Source organism: Aeromonas sp. R7-1 (assembly GCF_040908115.1).
Classification (GTDB): Bacteria; Pseudomonadota; Gammaproteobacteria; order Enterobacterales; family Aeromonadaceae; genus Aeromonas; species Aeromonas caviae.
Genome location: NZ_JBFODD010000059.1, coordinates 52763 through 71109 on the forward strand (window position 1 = coordinate 52763; position 18347 = coordinate 71109).

Annotated in this window: 13 protein-coding genes; 6 read left to right on the forward strand and 7 right to left on the reverse strand. The window is 65.2% G+C overall.

Annotated elements, in window-relative coordinates:
* Nucleotides 1–12: 12 nt before the first annotated feature.
* From AB5Y51_RS17730 to AB5Y51_RS17745, 4 genes are all read left to right on the forward strand, one after another.
* On the forward strand, nucleotides 13–1836 hold the full coding sequence (locus tag AB5Y51_RS17730) for a SulP family inorganic anion transporter (RefSeq protein ID WP_039039857.1): 1824 nt from the start codon (nucleotides 13–15) through the stop codon (nucleotides 1834–1836).
* A 122-nt stretch (nucleotides 1837–1958) separates the two neighbouring features.
* Nucleotides 1959–3305: an MATE family efflux transporter gene (locus AB5Y51_RS17735; protein ID WP_010674075.1), complete on the forward strand. Its 1347-nt coding sequence runs from the start codon at nucleotides 1959–1961 to the stop codon at nucleotides 3303–3305.
* 11 nt (nucleotides 3306–3316) lie between these two features.
* Nucleotides 3317–3907: a hypothetical protein gene (locus AB5Y51_RS17740; RefSeq protein WP_039039859.1), complete on the forward strand. Its 591-nt coding sequence runs from the start codon at nucleotides 3317–3319 to the stop codon at nucleotides 3905–3907.
* A 276-nt stretch (nucleotides 3908–4183) separates the two neighbouring features.
* Nucleotides 4184–4399 (forward strand): YdcH family protein, encoded by a 216-nt coding sequence (locus AB5Y51_RS17745; RefSeq protein ID WP_005313020.1) that lies wholly within the window; start codon nucleotides 4184–4186, stop codon nucleotides 4397–4399.
* A gap of 160 nt (nucleotides 4400–4559) precedes the next feature.
* Here AB5Y51_RS17745 and nifJ read toward each other — a convergent pair whose 3' ends face one another.
* Complete coding sequence (gene nifJ, locus AB5Y51_RS17750; RefSeq protein ID WP_368178850.1) at nucleotides 4560–8135, reverse strand: pyruvate:ferredoxin (flavodoxin) oxidoreductase; 3576 nt, start codon at nucleotides 8133–8135, stop codon at nucleotides 4560–4562.
* Nucleotides 8132–9778 (reverse strand): NAD(P)-binding protein, encoded by a 1647-nt coding sequence (locus AB5Y51_RS17755; protein ID WP_368178852.1) that lies wholly within the window; start codon nucleotides 9776–9778, stop codon nucleotides 8132–8134. Before AB5Y51_RS17755 ends, nifJ begins: the two co-directional genes overlap by 4 nt.
* Before the next feature lie 350 nt (nucleotides 9779–10128).
* On the opposite strand from AB5Y51_RS17755, the gene AB5Y51_RS17760 reads away from it, so the two are divergent.
* On the forward strand, nucleotides 10129–11931 hold the full coding sequence (locus tag AB5Y51_RS17760) for an MOSC N-terminal beta barrel domain-containing protein (RefSeq protein ID WP_368178854.1): 1803 nt from the start codon (nucleotides 10129–10131) through the stop codon (nucleotides 11929–11931).
* 80 nt (nucleotides 11932–12011) lie between these two features.
* Here the strand turns inward: AB5Y51_RS17760 and htpX are convergent, their stop codons facing one another.
* The 5 genes from htpX to bioB form a co-directional block, all read right to left on the reverse strand.
* Complete coding sequence (gene htpX / locus AB5Y51_RS17765; RefSeq protein ID WP_010674070.1) at nucleotides 12012–12884, reverse strand: protease HtpX; 873 nt, start codon at nucleotides 12882–12884, stop codon at nucleotides 12012–12014.
* 113 nt (nucleotides 12885–12997) lie between these two features.
* Nucleotides 12998–13678: a dethiobiotin synthase gene (gene bioD, locus AB5Y51_RS17770; RefSeq protein WP_319892887.1), complete on the reverse strand. Its 681-nt coding sequence runs from the start codon at nucleotides 13676–13678 to the stop codon at nucleotides 12998–13000.
* Nucleotides 13679–13786: 108 nt separating this feature from the next.
* Nucleotides 13787–14590, reverse strand: a complete 804-nt coding sequence (bioC, locus tag AB5Y51_RS17775; RefSeq protein WP_368178855.1) for a malonyl-ACP O-methyltransferase BioC — start codon at nucleotides 14588–14590, stop codon at nucleotides 13787–13789.
* Nucleotides 14580–15776: an 8-amino-7-oxononanoate synthase gene (bioF, locus tag AB5Y51_RS17780; protein WP_368178856.1), complete on the reverse strand. Its 1197-nt coding sequence runs from the start codon at nucleotides 15774–15776 to the stop codon at nucleotides 14580–14582. Before bioF ends, bioC begins: the two co-directional genes overlap by 11 nt.
* The gene (gene bioB, locus AB5Y51_RS17785) at nucleotides 15773–16861 is read right to left on the reverse strand and encodes a biotin synthase BioB (protein ID WP_053288634.1); all 1089 of its coding nucleotides are present in this window, start codon (nucleotides 16859–16861) and stop codon (nucleotides 15773–15775) included. The genes bioF and bioB overlap by 4 nt, the downstream gene beginning before the upstream one ends.
* A gap of 193 nt (nucleotides 16862–17054) precedes the next feature.
* Between bioB and bioA the strand changes: the two genes are divergently transcribed.
* Complete coding sequence (bioA, locus tag AB5Y51_RS17790) at nucleotides 17055–18329, forward strand: adenosylmethionine--8-amino-7-oxononanoate transaminase (protein WP_368178858.1); 1275 nt, start codon at nucleotides 17055–17057, stop codon at nucleotides 18327–18329.
* Nucleotides 18330–18347 lie beyond the last annotated feature (18 nt).

The window sequence follows — 18347 nt, forward strand, 5'->3', positions numbered from 1 at the left end:
ATGGGTTAAATAATGCGCGACTTCTTCTCTCTCGAGCGCTGGCTGCCGGGGCTCGCCGCCTTGCTGCAATACCAGCGGGCCTGGCTGATGCCGGATCTTCGCGCTGGCCTCTCGGTCGCCGCCGTGGCCCTGCCCGTGGCCATCGCCTATTCGGAGCTCGCCGGGGTGGGCGCCATCGTCGGCCTCTACTCCTGCATCCTGCCCATGGTGGTGTATGCCCTCTTTGGCACCTCCCGTCAGCTCATCGTCGGTCCGGATGCCGCCACCTGCGCGGTGATCGCCGCCGTGGTAACGCCGCTCGCCGCCGGGGATCCCACCCGTCACTGGCAACTGGTGATGACCATGACCGCCATGACCGGCTTCTGGTGCCTCATCGCCAGCCGCTTCAAACTGGGGGTGCTGGCAGACTTTCTCTCCCGCCCCATCCTGATGGGGCTGCTCAACGGGGTGGCCATCACCATCATGGTGGGCCAGCTCTCCAAGATCTTCGGCTTCACCTTCAGCGAGCGCTACCTGATAGAGCGGATCCTGAACGGCACCAGCTACATTACCCAGACCCATCTGCCCACCCTGGCCATGAGCCTGACGGCCCTGCTCACCCTGCTGCTGGCCAAGCGTTACAGACCGGCCTGGCCCTCCTCCATGGTGGCCATGGTGGTGACGGCGGCCCTGGTGTGGCTGTTCAATCTCGGCCGCGTCGACATCGCCACCCTGGGGACCATCGGCTCGGGGCTGCCCGCCTTCCAGATGCCGGACTTTCCCCCCGGGCTTATCCGTGAGCTGGTGCTGCCCGCCCTCAACCTCGCCATGGTGAGCTTCGTCTCCATGATGCTCACCGCCCGCAGCTTTGCCGCCAAGAACGGCTACGAGATTGATGCGGACAAGGAGTTTAGGGCGCTGGGCATGGCGAACCTGGCCGCCGCCGCCTCCCAGGGGTTTGCCATCAGCGGGGCGGATTCGCGCACCGCGGTCAACGACGCCAACGGCGGCAAGAGCCAGCTGGTCTCCATCATCGCCGCCGCCGTCATCGCCCTGGTCACCTTCTACCTGACGGCGCCGCTGCAGTACATTCCCACCGCCGCCCTCGGCGTGGTGCTGGTGATGGCCTCCCTGTCGCTCACGGATTTTCGCGGCCTCTGGGCCCTGCGCGACTCGGACCGCGCCGCCTTCTGGCTCGCCCTGGTGACCTTTGTCAGCGTGCTCACCATGGGGGTCATTCCGGGCATCACCCTCGCGGTCCTGCTGGGGCTGTTCCAGTTCCTGCGCAACGTGATGCGCCCCACCGACCAACTGCTCGGCATGGACGACGAGGGCGTGGTGCGTACCCTGGGGGACAACGAGCAGGCCAAGGCGATTCCCGGCATCCTGGTCTACCGCTTCAACTCCCCGCTCACCTACTTCAACGCCCCCTACTTCAAGCGGCGGGTGCTGGCACTGCTGGTGCAGGATCCCCACAATCCCAGGTGCCTGGTGGTGGATGCGGTGGCCTGCTTCACCCATCAGGACATCAGCGTCATGAGCATGGTGGGAGAGCTGCACAAGGAGCTCAAGCGGCGCGGCATCCACATGGTGATGGCCGGTCGGCACGGCCAGATGAGCCAGTGGTTCAAACAGGCGGGGATCCGGGTCGGCGAGGATGGCATCATCCTCTGCCCCGACATGTACCAGGCCCTGCGCATGACCCGCTGCTACCGGGAGCCGGTGTTCCGGGACGACGAGGGGGTGGAGAGCACCACGGATGCCCTGCTCACCCGCTGGCCGCACGATGACGACCTGCCCGACTCGGCGCGCCTCACCCGCCCCAGCGAGCAGGAGGCCGGCGCCACGCCGGTCTGAGACACATCCCCTGGTCGCAGGTCCCCTCCTCCTGCGACCAGGATTGCACCCCGCCCCCGCTTGGTGTTAAATGCCCCTCCAGTTGGCCCTGACGAGGGCCATCGCCAGCACCTGGATATCCCATGCAGACTCAATCCCACGCGGGCCCGGGCTCCCTCTTCGCCCTGACCTGGCCACTGTTCATCGATCTGGCCCTTCACTTTCTGACCGGGGCCCTCAACACCTTCATGGTGGGCCATGTCTCCTATCAGGGGGTGGCGGCCCTCGCGGTGGGCAACCAGGTCTTCGATCTCGCCATCACCCTGTTCAGCTTCGTCAGCATCGGCACCAGCGTGGTGATCACCCAGTATCTGGGGGCGGGAGACAAGGAAAAAGCCCGCGTCGTCATCCACACCGCCATCGGCTTCAACCTGCTGGTGGGACTGGTGGCCGCGGTCGGCGTCATGGCGGGGGCCGGCACCATGCTGGCGCTGATGAACCTGCCTGCCCACCTGATGAGCGACGGCAGCCTCTACCTGCAGATCATCGGGCTTTGCCTGCTGCCGGAGGCGGCGGCCCTCTGCCTGGCCGCCACCCTGCGTGCCCACGGCCACACCCGCCAGGCTATGTACGTGACCCTCATCGTCAACCTCATCACCTTCGTCGGCAACCTGCTGCTGCTCTATGGCTGGTTCGGCCTGCCCCAGCTCGGGGTCGCCGGGGTCGCCATCAGCACGGTGGCGGGGCGCATCGTCGGGGTGGTGCTGCTGGTGTGGCTGGTGGCGCGCAAGACCGGCATCCGGCTGCGTCTGCCCGAGATCGTCCGCCCAAGCCGCGCCATGCTGGACAAGGTGCTGCACATCGGTCTGCCGGCGGCGGGGGAGAACCTCTCCTGGATGCTGCAGTTCATGGTGGTGACCGCCTTCGTCGGCCTGCTCGGCGACAAGGCGCTGGCGACCCAGTCCTACTTCTTCCAGATCTGCCTGTTCATCCTGCTGTTCGGCCTCTCCATCGGCCTTGGCAACGAGATCATCATCGGCCACCTGGCGGGGGCCCGACGCTTCGATCAGGCCTATCGCCAACTGATGAAGAGCCTGAAACTCGGCCTCATCGTCACCGCCGCCATCGCCATCGCCGCCGCCCTCAACGGCCGCGCCATCATCAGCCTGTTCACCGACGACGCCGACATCATCACCCAGGTGGCGCAGCTCTTCCTCATCAGCCTCATCCTCGAACCCGGTCGCACCTTCAATCTGGTGGTGATCAACGCCCTGCGCGCCACCGGGGATGCCCGTTTCCCGCTCTACATGGCGCTCGTCTCCATGTGGGGCATTGCCGTTCCCCTGGCCTATTTCCTTGGTATCATGCAGGGCTATGGCCTGGTAGGCATCTGGCTGGCCCTCGCCTGCGACGAGTGGGTGCGCGGTCTGGCCATGTTCTGGCGCTGGCGCAGTCGTCGCTGGCAAAACAAAATTCTTGTCGAAACATAAGCGGAATCACCATGAAGAAAATCGGACTCTTGTTGACGGCCATCCTGCTCAGCCCGCTCGCCATGGCGCAAACCGCCCCGGCGACCCCCAAGGCGCAGGCTCCCCAGACCTGGTATGTGGCCCCCATCGTCATCGACGAGACCAGCGAAGCCCAGAAGGCCCTGACCAAGGAGTTCACGGCCCAGATGATCAAGACCATCAAGATCAACGAGTACCAGACCGGCAAGGCGGTGGGCAAGACCAAATCGCCCAAGTGGCTGATCCGCACCAAGCTGATGCCCGCAAGCCAAGAGCCCCTGGTCGGCAAGAAGCACCCGCAGGGCCTCACCTACGGCAAGGGCATCCCCACCCAGGAGATCGTCGGCGAGCTCATCATGAACGGCACCCTGGTGGCCCACATCGGTCAGGGCTGGCGCGAACCCATCGTGCCGGGCACACCGGTGGCGGAGAAGATCTCCATCGCCAACTACCAGTACGCCATCGGCAACGAGGCCAAGGCGCCGGATCTGGAAGAGCTGGCGGCGCAGATCGGTTTCGAGGCGGGCAAGGTGATTGCCAGAGACGGCAAGCCCCTGCCCGAGAAGAAAAAGAAAAAAGAGTAAACGGCTCACCCGTTTCCAGTCAGGGGCCTCGTGCCCCTTTCTGTTGCCCGCCCCGTTGCAGACCCTCTCTCCCGAATGTGAAGCGGATCCCGCTTCTTTCCTCTGCTGCCCCAGGGTCAGCAGGCAATCATCATGTAATTCAAACAGTTAAAAATCACCCTTCCCATGCAGCAATTCCGTGGCCCCGAATTGGATCGGGATCACGTTTCTCCCCGGCAGTAAGGGGTACTTTGGTCTTGCAGGCACAATCAAACGACAACAAGGAGGCTTCATTACATGTTTCCGGAGTACAGAGATCTCATCTCGAAACTGAAGAGCAGTGATGTCCATTTCCAGAAGAAGTTTGACTTGCACAACGACCTGGATGCGGAGATCAGAAAGCTGGAGAAACACCACGCCAGCGACTACAGCTCCGAGGTGAAGGATCTGAAAAAACAGAAACTTAAACTGAAAGAGGAGATATACGACATCCTCAAACAACATCCACACTAGACGCCTCGACGAATACCTGGATAAGCAACTTATCCTGCCAGCCCGGCCGACGCCGGGCTTTTTGTTGGCCGCCCCAAGGCGCGGCAACGGCCACTTCCCTTGGCACCGGAAAACGAAGCGGGACAATGGCCCGCTTTGTCTTACCTGTTTCATCCCATGATCACACCAGCGGATGGAAATGGCTTGCCTCGCGGGTGGCCATCTCCTCGTAGGTGGCCCACTTCTGCCACGCCACTTGTTGCGCCACCTGCATCAGCCGCTCGGCCTCCTGTGGATGGCTCTGGGCCAGCACCCGATAACGGGTCTCCTCCTGCCGGTATTCGGCAAGGGGGATGGAGGGGCGCAGGCTGTCGAGGCTGAAGGGGTTCTGCCCAGCGCTGCGCAGTACCGGGTTGTAGCGCATCAGCGGCCAGTGGCCCGAATCGACCGCACGCTTCTGTTGGGCCAATCCCTGCTCCATGTCGATGCCGTGGGCGATGCAGTGGCTGTAGGCGATGATAAGGGACGGGCCCGGATAGGCTTCCGCTTCCCGCAAGGCCTGTAGCGCCTGCTGCGGGTTGGCACCAAAGGCGATGCGGGCAACATAGACGTTGCCGTAGGAGATGGCCTGCAACGCCACATCCTTCTTGGCCAGCGTCTTGCCCCCCGCCGCGAACTTGGCGACGGCGCCGAGCGGCGTCGATTTCGACATCTGGCCGCCGGTGTTGGAGTAGACCTCGGTATCCATCACCAGCACGTTCACATCGCGCCCGGAGGCGAGCACATGGTCGAGCCCCGCCGAGCCGATGTCGTAGGCCCAGCCATCGCCGCCCACTATCCAGACCGAGCGGCGCACCAGCTGATCAATCAAGGAGAGCAGCTCGCGAGCCTTGCCGGATTTCACCTCTTCCAGCCGCTCCCGCACTTGCGCGACCCGGGTACGCTGGGCGCGGATCTCAGACTCCAGCCGCTGGGGGGCGCTAATCAGGGTATCGACCAGCTCTGCGCCCAGCTCCCCCTTCATCACTTCGAGAGCCGCCACCGCCTGACCGTGATGCTGATCGGCGGTGAGGCGAAAACCAAAGCCAAACTCGGCGTTGTCCTCGAACAGGGAGTTGGACCAGGCCGGCCCCTTCCCTTCACCGTTCTTGGCCCAGGGGGTGGTCGGCAGGTTGCCGCCGTAGATGGAGGAGCAACCGGTGGCGTTGGCCACCAGCATGCGATCCCCAAACAGCTGGGTCAGCAGCTTGAGGTAGGGAGTCTCGCCACAGCCGGCGCAGGCACCGGAGAACTCGAACAGGGGTTCGAGGAACTGGGTGCCGCGCACCGTGGAGAAGTCCACCCGCTCGCGAGCAGGCCAGGGCAGGCTCTCGAACCAGCGCAGCGCCTGCTTCTGACCAGCCAGATGCGGCGCCTTGTCCATCATGGTGATGGCGCGCTCGCCCTCGTGTTCCTCATCAGCCCCAGCCCGCACCGGACAAGCCTGCACGCACTGGCCGCAGCCGGTGCAATCCTCCGGATAGAGCTGCAAGGTGTAGCGGCTGTCGGGGAAACCCCTGGCGGTGACGGGCACCGACTGGGCGGCCTCGGGGGCCGTTGCCAGCCAGTCCTGATGGTAGAACTTGGCCCGCAGCGCCCCATGGGGGCAGACAAAGACGCAGTTGCCGCACTGGATGCAGATATCCGAATGCCAGATGGGGATCTCGCGGGCGATATCCCGCTTCTCGAAGCGGCTGGTGGCAGTGGGGTAAGTGCCATCCACCGGCAGCATGGAGACCGGGATGCGATCGCCGCGCCCTGCCAGCATCGGGCCTGTGACCCGCTGGACAAATTCGCTGCCACCCGGTGCCAGTGGCAGCGGATAGTCGCTGATCTGCTCCTCACCGGCCGGGATGGCCACCTGATGGAGATGAGCCAGAGTGTCGTCCACCGCCGCGAAGTTGCGCTCGACCACCTCGGGCCCCTTGCGGGCATAGCTCTTCTCGATGCTCTCCTTGATCAGCGCAATCGCCTCATCCCGCGGCAAGATGCCAGCCAGCGCGAAGAAGCAGGTCTGCATGATGGTGTTGATACGATTGCCCATGCCGTTGCGTTCGGCCACCCGACCCCCATCGATGCAGTAGAGGCGGATATCGAGGGCGCGGATGCGGGCGCGCAGCCGCTCGGGCAGCTCGGCCCAGACCCGCTCAGGCTCATAGGGAGCATTGAGCAGCAGGGTCGCCCCTTCGGCGGCATGCTCCAGCAGATCCACTGACTCGACAAAGCCCCACTGGTGGCAGCCGATAAAGCTCGCCTGCTCGATAAGCCAGGGGGCATCGATGGGCTCGGGGCCAAAGCGCAGGTGGGAGACGGTGCGCGAGCCCGACTTCTTGGAGTCGTAGACGAAGTAGCCCTGAGCGTGGAAGCCCTCCAGCTCGCCGATGATCTTGATGCTGTTCTTGTTGGCGCCCACCGTGCCGTCGGCACCGAGGCCGAAGAAGAGCGCCCGCACCCGACTGGCGGGCTCCAGATCGCCGATGGGGTGCCAGGCCAGACTGAGGCCCGACACATCATCCACAATCCCCACGGTAAAGCGCGGGCGCGGCGCATCGGAGGCCAGCTCCTCAAACACGGCCGCGCACATGGCGGGGGTGAACTCCTTGGAAGAGAGGCCGTAGCGACCGCCGCTCAGCCAGGGCAGCCGCTTGATAAGGCCGCGCTGCAAACCGTCGATCAGCGCACTCTGCACATCCAGCAGCAGCGGCTCGCCACCGGCCCCCGGCTCCTTGGTGCGATCCAGCACCGCCATGCGCCGCACGCTCGCGGGCAGCGCATCGAGCAGCGCCTGTACCGGGAAGGGGCGATAGAGGCGAATGACCAGCACCCCGGTCTTGCGATCCTGCTGGTTGAGCCAATCCACCGTCGTGAGGGCGGTGGCGGCCCCCGAGCCCATCAGCACGATGACATCGGTGGCATCGGGCGCGCCGTGGTACTCCACCAACTGGTAGTGGCGGCCAGTCAGCTCACCGAGGCTCTCCATGCACTGCTGCACCCGGGCCGGCACCGCCTCGTAGAAGGGGTTGACGCTCTCGCGGGACTGGAAATAGGTATCCGGGTTCTGGGCGGTGCCACGCATCACCGGATGATCCGGGTTGAGCGCCCGGGCACGGTGGGCCCGCACCCAGTCGTTGTCGATAAGGGCCCGGATCTCATCTTTGTGCAGCGCGGTGATCTTGTTCACCTCGTGGGAGGTACGGAACCCGTCGAAGAAGTGGATAAAGGGCACCCGGCACTGCAAGGTGACACTGTGGGCGACCAGGGCCAGGTCCTGCGCCTCCTGCACCGAGCCGGAGGCGAGCATGGCAAAGCCAGTGCTGCGCGCCGCCATCACGTCCTGATGGTCGCCAAAGATCGACAGCCCCTGCGCCGCCAAGGATCGGGCCGCCACATGGAACACCGCCGAAGTCAGTTCACCGGCGATCTTGTACATGTTGGGCAGCATCAGCATCAGTCCCTGACTGGCGGTGAAGGTGGTGGCGAGCGCCCCCGCCTGCAGGGCGCCGTGTACCGTGCCAGCCGCTCCTCCTTCGCTCTGCATCTCTACCACGGTGGGGATGTTGCCCCACAGGTTGGTCTGCCCCTCTGCCGCCCAGGCATCGGCCAGTTCGGCCATGGTCGAGCTCGGGGTAATAGGGTAGATGGCACACACTTCGCTCAGCTGGTACGCCACCCGGGCCGCGGCTTCGTTGCCGTCGACCATGATCAATTCATGTTTCATTGGGACTCCTCCGGTTGGCGAAGCTCGATGGCGTGGCAGGGACACTGGTCGTGGCAGGCACCGCAGCCGGTGCAACGCTCGGCATCCACCTGATACCCCAGACCCGGCCCCAGCTTGGCGATGGCCTGCTCGGGGCAGCTGCCATAGCAACCGTCACACTCGAAGCAGTTGCCGCAGGAGTAACAACGCGCCGCCTCGTAGCGGGCGGCCACCTCATCCAGTCCGCCGATGATCTCGCCAAAGTCGTCCCGCGCCGAGGGCGGTTTGACCGGCTGGCTGCTGGCCGGCGCATGGGTCTGGAACCAGAGCTGCAACTGCTCGGGCCCCACCAATGAATAGGAGAGCGGCTTGTGGTAGAGGCGACCGCGCAGCCAGGCATCCATATGGCGCGCCGCCTTCTTGCCGTGGCCGGTGGCGATGGTGACGGTGCGCTCGGAGGGCACCATGTCGCCACCGGCAAAGAGGCCCGGCACATCCGTCATCAGGTTCTCGCCAACCTGTACTACTCCCTCCTTGTTGACCCGCACGCCGGGGATGCTCTCAAGCACCGAGAGGTCGACCTCCTGACCCAGCGCCAGAATGAGGGAGTCCGCTTCGAGGGTTTCAAACTTGCCGGTGGGCACCGGCTTGCCCTCAGCATCCAGCGCCATCACCTCCACCTCGATGTTGGTACTGTCGAGCTGGCGGATAGTGCGCAGCCAGTTGATCTTGATCCCCTCCTCCTCGGCCTCATCGGCTTCAAAGGCGTGAGCCGGCATATGGTCCCGGTCGCGGCGGTAGATGATCATCGCCTCTTCCACACCGAGGCGGCGGGCGGTGCGAGCCGCGTCCATGGCGGTATTGCCACCGCCGTAGATGGCCACCCGCCGCCCCAGTTTGGGCGGTGGTAGTCCTTTCTCTTCGGCCAGACTCGCCTGTTCTAGGAAGCTCACCGCATCGAGGATCTTGCCCGCCTCCCGGGCCGGAATATCGACCCGCTTGGCCAGATGGGCGCCGATGGCCATGAAGACGGCGTCAAAGCCCCCCTCGTCGCGCTCGCACAGCACATCCTCCACCTTGTGGTTGAGAGTCAGCGTCACCCCGGCCGCGACGATGCGGGCCACCTCCCGATCCAGCACATCGCGAGGCAGGCGGTAGGCGGGAATGCCGAAACGCAGCATGCCGCCGGCCAGCGGCCCTGCCTCGCGGATCTCCACCTGATGGCCGAGCCGATTGAGGTGCCAGGCGCAGGAGAGGCCGGAGGGACCGGCACCGATCACCAGCACCTTCTTGCCGCTGGCAGGGGCAGGTGGCACAGGCAGCCAGCCCCGGGCCAGCGCCTCGTCGCCAAGGAAGCGCTCGATGGCGTGGATGGAGACGGCATCATCCACCTGGGCACGGTTGCAGGCGCTTTCGCAGGGGTGATAGCAGACCCGCCCGTGGACCGCAGGCAGGGGATTTTCTTCGATCAGTCGTTGCCAGGCCGCCTCAAAGCGGCCCGCTTCGGCCAGGGCGAGCCAGGCCTGGATGTTCTCGCCAGCCGGGCAGGCGTGGTTGCAAGGTGGCAGGGCCGGCCGCCAGACGGGCAGCCGGGTGCGGACCGGGCCTGTTCCCGTTTTCTGGGAGAGATCCGGCTGTGGGGTCATATCCAGTTGTTTGCTCATACATTGCTTTCTTCTTTTTGTGTGACAGGCCCCATCCGAATGCGCTTGATACCGTGTTGCCTGGGCAGACGGTGGCTGGAGGGGGAAGAAGCGAAAGCGTCAGAAACTGGAAGCTGGCCCGATGATGGGCCGTTTTTTGTACGACATGGTGGATCAGGATCAATAAATGTTGCGCTTTATGGGTCGCCCCCTTCACAACCGGATCCCCGTCACACCCCGCAGCCATTCGGGCCTGTCGCCCGAGCCCCCTCGCCGCCCTCGACGTGGGCAGCAGGAGAAGATTGCCGCCCGGGGCAGGAATCGTTATCTTTCCCTCTTCACAGGAATCGCCACAGCACAAGGACCAGGACATGCCGACCCTCGCCAGCATACATCTCTACCCCATCAAATCGACGGCAGGCATGCCGCTGGAGCGCGCCCGGGTGACCCAGGAGGGACTTGCCGGGGATCGCCGCTACATGGTGGTCAAACCGGATGGCACCTTTATCACCGCCCGCACCCATCCCCAGTTGCAGCAGGTGGTGGCCACCCCCGTCGAGGGGGGGCTGCAACTGCGCTATCCAGGTCTGCCCCCCCTTGCCCTCATGGAGGTGGCGTTCAGTCGCGCCCCTCAGCACACCGGTGTCTGGGGGGATCGCTTTACCGCCCTGCACACCAGGCCCGACGCCGATGAGTGGCTGAGCCGGGTGGCGAGGGAGCCGGTGCGCCTGCTCTGGCTCGGGGAGGCATCCGATCGTTTTCGGGAGAAGACCGGCACCCGGGTGAGCTTTGCTGACGGCTACCCCTTGCTGCTCATCAGCCAGGCTTCCCTTGAGGATCTCAACCTGAGATCCGATGCCTTGCACCAGATGAGCCAGTTTCGTACCAACCTGGTGGCGAGCGGCACCCGCCCCTTCGAAGAGGATGGCTGGAAGCGGATCCGCATCGGCGAGGTGGAGTTTCGGGTGGACAAGCCGTGCAGCCGCTGCATCATGACCACGGTGGAGGCAGGCACGGAGCGCTTCAATGCCCTGAAAGAGCCGCTGGCCACCCTCACCCGCTACCGCCGTGGCGAAGATAGTGAGGTCTACTTCGGCCAGAATCTGGTGGCCCTGAACGAGGGCTGGATTGACGCGGGCAGCGAGATCGAGGTGCTGGAGCGGGCCCGGGCGCCGGTCTACCCCAACGCGGCCCCGAAAAAACGGGAGCTGGTGTGCGTCGCCCGGGAACCCCTGGCCCGGGATCTGGAAACCTTCTGGTTCGAGGCCGCCGACGGCGAGCCCCTGCCCGACTACCTGCCTGGACAGCACCTGCCCATCAGCCTCGATATCAAAAACACACGGGTTCAGCGCCGCTACACCCTGAGCTCCACGCCGGAGCGGCCCGAGCGTTACAGCATCAGCGTCAAGAAACTGGCCGATGGCCGACTCTCCCCCTGGCTGCACCATGAGCTGAAAGTGGGCGACCGGTTGCTGGCCGCCCCCCCGGCCGGCGAGTTTCACTTAGGGTCCGAGCGCAGGCTGCTGCTGCTCTCGGCGGGATCCGGTGTCACCCCCATGCTTTCCATTGCCCGCACTCTGGCACTACGGGGGGAGCTCGATGACGTCCATTTCATGCACCTGTGTCGCAGCGAGGCAGACATCCCTGCCGCCAGCGAGCTGCACGCCATGGCGCAGCAGGGAATGACCCTCACCCTGATCCTGAGCCAGCCTGACAAACACTGGCAGGGACTCAGCGGCCGTCTGAATGACGATCATCTGGGCCGGATCCGGGGTTTGCAGGAGCGGGAGGTGTTCATCTGCGGCCCCCACGGCTTCATGGCCGATGCAGCCAACCGGTTGAGCGCCCTCGGCGTACCGGCCGGGCGCATCCGCCAGGAGAGCTTTGGCGGGGCCCTGCTCTCGGTGGCCCGCCCCCATCAGGCGGTGCAACTGCGTATCGGCGAGCGGGAGTTTGCGGGCAACAACCAGGGCACCGTGCTGGATCAGGCCAACAAGCAGGGGGTAGAGCTGCCCTGGAGCTGCCGTGCCGGCATCTGCGGCAGTTGCAAGCAGACCCTGGTCTCGGGCGAGGTGGATCACCCCGATGCCCCCGCCATCAGCGCCGCCGAGCGGGCCGAGGGCAAGATCCTCGCCTGCTGCGCCGTGCCCCTGACGGATCTGGTGATCAAATAGGGTGATCGGGGGGCAAAACCCCGTCCCCGGAATGCAAAACGGCTGCCCGAGGGCAGCCGTTTTCTTTAGATGACTGGCTATCAGCCACGCAGGGCGGCGATGCGCTGCTCGATGGGCGGGTGGCTCATGAACAGCTCGCTCATGGAGCGCTTGCCGTTGATGCCGAACGCCATCATGGAACCCTCCATCTGCGGCTCGGCACCGCGGGCGAGACGCTGGAGCGCGGCGATCATCTTGTCGCGGCCGGCCAGCTTGGCGGCACCGGCGTCGGCACGGAACTCGCGCTGACGGCTGAACCACATGACGATGATGGAGGCGAGCACGCCGAACACCATCTCCAGCACGAACACGGTGATCATGTAGGCGAAACCGCCGGTGCTGCTGCTCTCTTCCTCGTTGTTGGAGCTGAAGAAGTTGCTGATGACGCCGGCCACGATGCGGGCGAAGAACATCACGAAGGTGTTCACCACCCCCTGGATCAGGGTCAGGGTCACCATGTCGCCGTTGGCCACGTGGCTCACCTCGTGGGCCAGCACGGCTTCCGCCTCGTCGCGGCTCATGCTGTAGAGCAGACCGGAGGAGACGGCGACGAGGGAGTCGTCACGGCGGGCGCCGGTGGCAAAGGCGTTCATCTCGGGGGAGTCGTAGATCCCCACTTCCGGCATCTTGATGCCAGCCTCACGGGCCTGACGGGCAACAGTGCTCACCAGCCAGTGCTCGGTCTCGTTGCGGGGCTGCTCGATGACCTGGACGCCATAGCTGCGCTTGGCCATCCACTTGGACATCAGCAAGGAGATAAAGGAACCCCCAAAACCGAACACGGCGCAGAACACCAACAGACCGGAAATGCTGGACTTGTTGATCCCCAGAACCGAGAACAGGATATTGAGTACCACCCCCAGCACCAGCATGACGGCCAGGTTGGTCACCAGGAATAGCATAATTCGCTTCATATTGACTCCTTGTGAGATATGGATGCATGGTTCTGGGCGCCCCAGGGGCGACCGATGCCACACTTGCCCCAGATAATAGACAGACTCGATGAATGTTTGCTGAATGTCTGGCCTCAGAGCAAGGGCGACACATCGAGACAGTGGTGCAAATCCACCTCATTCACCGCGTCCACGAAGGGGAGTTCCCCCAGAAATGGGGCCGGCAACATGGCTTTCAAGGTGTCCAGGTTCTCCTCGTAGCGGCTCATGTGCGGATCCACCCGGTTGATGACCCAGCCCGCCAGGGTCAACCCCTGCTGGCGAATGGCGCTGACGGTGAGCAGGGCATGGTTGAGGCAGCCCAGCCTGGCCCCCACCACCAGGATCACCGGCAGCCGCTCCTGGACGACCCACTCCGAGAGCAGACGCTGATGATCCAGCGGCAGGAACCAGCCCCCCGCCCCCTCGACGATCACGAGTTCGGCCCCAGCTCCCTCAATCTCCCGCAAGCCGGCGGACAGCCCCTCGAAGGGGATGCTCGCCCCCCGCTCACGGGCGGCGATATGGGGGGCGATGGGCGGCTCGAAGGCATAGGGATTGACCTGCTCGTAGGGCAGCGCAACCGTGGCCGCCTGCTGCAACAGCAAGGCATCCAGATTGCGAAGCCCCTCCGGGGTGCGGGTGCAGCCCGCCGACACCGGTTTGTACCCGGCGCAGCGAATGCCTCTGGCGGCAAGCGCCAGCAACAGGGTGCGGGCCACCAGGGTCTTGCCCACGTCGGTGTCCGTGCCCGTGATGAAATAGGATGTCCCCATGATGATTCCTCGATGCAGTGCAGGGGCGCAGAGGAGCCCCGATATCCATGGTGAAAGGCAGGCGCGCGTCCTGCCACTGAAGGGGTGGGTGCGCCGAGTCTTTTTGTGTCAGCGCCGCACCAGGCGCCCGAGGCAGACCTCGTAGCTGGCGGCCAGCAGGCCGTCCGGTTGACGGTGGCGCTCGTAGGCCTCCCCCAGTCGCACCAGGCGCTGGCGATGACCCAGGCCCGCAGACCGCTCGTCGTTGACCTGGCTCGCGCCTATCCCCTTGAGGTCGCGCAGCAGTCCGCTGAGCGCCGGGTAGGCGAGGGACCAGGTCAGCGGGCAGAGTGTTGGGGCCTCGAAGCCCCCGTCACGGGCCGCCTGCTGCAACTGGGGCAACGTCAGGAAGCGATTGACATGGTCACGACCATCCACGGCCCGCCAGGCCTCCCGCAGTTGCCACAGTGACCTCGAAAGCAGGGTCGAGAAGAAGACCTGTCCACCGGGTTTGAGCACCCGGTTGAGCTCGGCAAAGGCCTGGGCCGGCCGCTCGCACCACTGCAGGGCCAGGCTGGAGAAAACCCAGTCCAGGCTCTGGTCGGCAAAGGGCAGCCCCTCCGCATCGCCGCACACCAGGCGGGCTCCGCTGCCGCGAAGGGCCGCCTGGGCCAGCATGCCGGGAGCGAGATCCAGCCCGGTCAGCGTCTCGCAGCGCGGCGCCAGGGCAGGCAGGAAGAAACCGGTGCCGCAGCCCAGATCCAGCCCGGCCCCTGAGCGCACCTCTTTCACGCCCCCCTCGTCCATGCGCGCCAGCAGCGACTGCCCCACCTCCTGCTGGAAGCGGGCGTGGGCGTCGTAGTGGCGGGCCGCCGCCCCGAAGCGGCGGGCGAGCTGCGCCTTGTCCACCGACTGGAAACGCTCATGCACCATGGGCGCCCCCTCTCTCGTCAGTGGATGGGCGGGATCCCAGGGCCTCGAGCAGGCGATCCACGTCATCTTCGCCATGGGCGGCGCACAGGGTGATGCGAAGGCGCGCCGTGCCGACCGGCACCGTGGGCGGGCGGATGGCGCCGGACCAGACACCGCACTCCCGCAGCCGCTCGGCCAGTTGCAGGGCAGCGAGGCTCTCCCCCACCAGCAGCGGCTGGATGGGGGTATCGCTTGCCCCAAGCCGCCAGCCGAGCGCCTGCGCCCCCTGCCGGAACCGGGCGACAATGCGAGCCAGGTGGGCACGGGCCTCGTCGGCTACGCGTACCAGCTCGATGCTCTGGCGCACGGCGCACGCCTGGGCGGGGGGCATATGGGTGCTGTAGACATAGTGGCGGGCAAAATTGACCAGGTACTCCACCAGCTCGCGACTGCCACCCACAAAGGCGCCGGCCACCCCGAGCGCCTTGCCGAAGGTCCCCATCTGGATGTGCACGCTGGCAGGAGCAACCCCCTGGGCCGCCAGGGTGCCGCGCCCCTCGGCACCCAGCACGCCGAGGCCGTGGGCATCGTCAATCATCAGCCAGTTGCCGCTTCGGGATGCGAGTGTGGCCAGCTCAGCCCAGGGGGCCTGATCCCCGTCCATGCTGAAGACCCCTTCCGAGACGATCAGGCCCCGGTTTGGCTCAAGCAGCCGCTCAAGGGCCGCCATGTCGTTGTGGCAAAAGCGCTTCATCTTGCAAGGTAGCTGGCTCCCCATCTCCTGCAAGGAGGCGTGGTTGAGCCTGTCCTGCCACAGCAGGTGATCCTTGCCGAGCAGCGCCTTGAGCACCGCCTGATTGGCGGAGAAGCCGCAGTTGAACAGCAGCACCGCCTCCACCCCGAGCCAGTCGGCAAGCGTCTCTTCCAGCTGCTGGTGAGCGCGGCTGTAACCGGTCACCAGGGGCGAGGCACCTGCCCCCGCGCCATATTGCGCCACCCCCGCCGTGAAGGCGGCCTTGATGGCGGGATGACCGGCGAGGCTCAGGTAGTCGTTGCCAGAGACGTTGAGGTAATCGCGCCCCCCGACCCGGATCCGCCCGCCGCTCGCCACATCCACCGGGGTGCGTCGGCGCAGCAGGGTGGCCTGTTCACGCTCGGCCAGCGCCTGCCCCAGGGCAAAGGGGCCGGTAACAACGGGCGTCATCATGGACGGAGGACATCTGCGCGGGAACGGGTGGCATCGTAGAAGAGTTCGCTCGGCTCGCTCTGGCGGTTCACCTCGGCCAGCAGCTCCTCCTCTTGAACCTGATCCGGCTTCTGGGCCCGCTGGGCGGGGCGAATGCCAAGGCGCTTGAAGAGCTGCATGTCGCTGCTTTCGTCCGGATTGGGGGTGGTCAGCAGCTTGCAGCCGTAGAAGATGGAGTTGGCCCCGGCCATAAAGCACATGGCCTGCATCTGCTCGTTCATCTTCTCCCGCCCGGCGGAGAGGCGCACGTGGGAGGCCGGCATCATGATGCGCGCCACGGCGATGGTGCGGACAAATTCGAACGGGTCCAGGTTCTCCTGGTTCTCCAGGGGCGTCCCCTTCACCTTGACCAGCATGTTGATGGGCACGCTCTCCGGGTGGCGCGGCAGGTTGGCGAGCGCCATCAGGAGGCCCGCCCGATCTTTCGCCTGCTCCCCCATGCCGACGATGCCGCCGGAGCAGACCTTCATGCCGGCGCCGCGCACATGCTCCAGGGTGTCGAGCCTGTCCTGATAGGTGCGGGTGGTGATGATGTCGCCGTAGAACTCCGGCGAGGTGTCGAGGTTGTGGTTGTAGTAATCGAGCCCCGCAGCCCCGAGACGCGCCGCCTGATCGGCGGTCAGCATCCCCAGCGTCATGCAGGTCTCCATGCCGAGCCCGCGCACCTCTTCAATCATGCGCAGGATGTAGGGCATGTCCTTCTCTTTCGGGTTGCGCCAGGCCGCCCCCATGCAGAAGCGGGACGAGCCGTTGGCCTTGGCCTCCCGGGCCCGCTCCAGCACTTTTTCCACCTCCATCAGCCGCTCGGTCTCGAGCCCGGTGTGGTAGCGAGCGCTCTGGGGGCAGTATTTGCAATCCTCCGGGCAGGCACCGGTCTTGATGGAGAGCAGGGTGCTTACCTGCACCTCGTTCGGGTCGAAATGGGCGCGGTGCACCGTCTGGGCCTGGAACAGCAGATCGTTGAATGGCAGGGCAAAGAGATCCTGAACCTCGGACAGGGTCCAGTCGTGACGAAGGGCGTGGGCACCCGCGGTGAGAGCATTCATACATGGCTTCCGGTTGTTATTGGTGGGATCCTGCGCCGCGCTCAAGAGAGCGTTCGCCGCAAGACCCGCCAGCTGGACAGCGCGACGCAAGGGCGTGCGCGAAGCCAAGTGGCTGAAATTGTTGGCTAGTGTAGAGAGCACGCGTAGACTGTCAACACCGACCAGATCAAATCAATTGACAACAGAACACAAAATGACCAATCAAGAATTCGACCTGCACCACGTCTGGCATCCCTATACCTCCCTCACCCATCCCCTGCCCTGCTATGAAGTGGCCAGCGCCAAAGGGGTGACCCTCACCCTGACGGACGGGCGCGAGCTGGTGGATGGCATGAGCTCCTGGTGGGCCTGCGTTCACGGCTATCAGGTGCCGGAACTGGACGCGGCCGCCACCGCCCAGCTCGGCAAGATGTCCCACGTGATGTTTGGCGGCCTGACTCATGCCCCGGCAGTCGAGCTCTGCCGCAAACTGGTGGAGATCACCCCGAAGGGGCTGGATCGGGTCTTTCTGGCGGATTCCGGCTCGGTGGCGGTGGAGGTAGCCCTCAAGATGGCCCAGCAGTACTGGCATGCCAAGGGGACGCCCCGCGCCAAATTTGTCGCCCTTCGGGGCGGCTATCACGGCGACACCTTCGGCGCCATGAGCGTGTGCGACCCGGATGGCGGCATGCACGAGCTCTACCAGGGCTTCCTGCCCGAACACCATTTCGTCGAAGCGCCCAGCTGCCGCTTCCACGCCCAGTGGGACGAGCAGAGCGTGGTGGAGCTGGCCACCCTGGTGGCGGATCATCACGAGGAAATTGCCGCCATCGTGCTCGAACCCATCGTCCAGGGGGCGGGCGGCATGCGCTTCTACCACCCCCGCTACCTGCAGTGGGTGCGCGCCCTGTGCGACGAATTCGGCCTGCTGCTGATTGCCGACGAGATAGCCACCGGCTTTGGCCGCACCGGCCAGCTCTTTGCCTGCGACTGGGCGGGGATCAGCCCCGACATCATGTGCCTGGGCAAGGCACTCACCGGCGGCTACCTCACCCTCTCTGCGACCCTGACCACCGAGCATGTCGCCCACACCATCTGTGACGGCAAGGCGGGCGTCTTCATGCACGGCCCTACCTTCATGGGCAACCCGCTCGCCTGCGCGGTGGCCAATGCCTCCATCGATCTGCTGCTCGCCTCCCCGTGGCAGGCGCGAGTGCAAGCCATCGAACACCAACTCAAAACCGAACTGGTGGAGCTGACCCTGCACCCGGCGGTGGCGGATGTGCGGGTGCTCGGCGCCATCGGGGTGGTAGAGATGAAGGAGCGGGTGGACGTGGCGCGCATCCAGCGCAAATTTGTCGAACTGGGCGCCTGGATCCGTCCCTTTGGCAAGCTCATCTACCTGATGCCCCCCTTCGTCATCACCCCTGAAGAGCTGCGGGTATTGACCGGCGCCATCCACGAGGCCATCACCAGCGGCGAATATTGAGTCCGGATGAACGGGCCC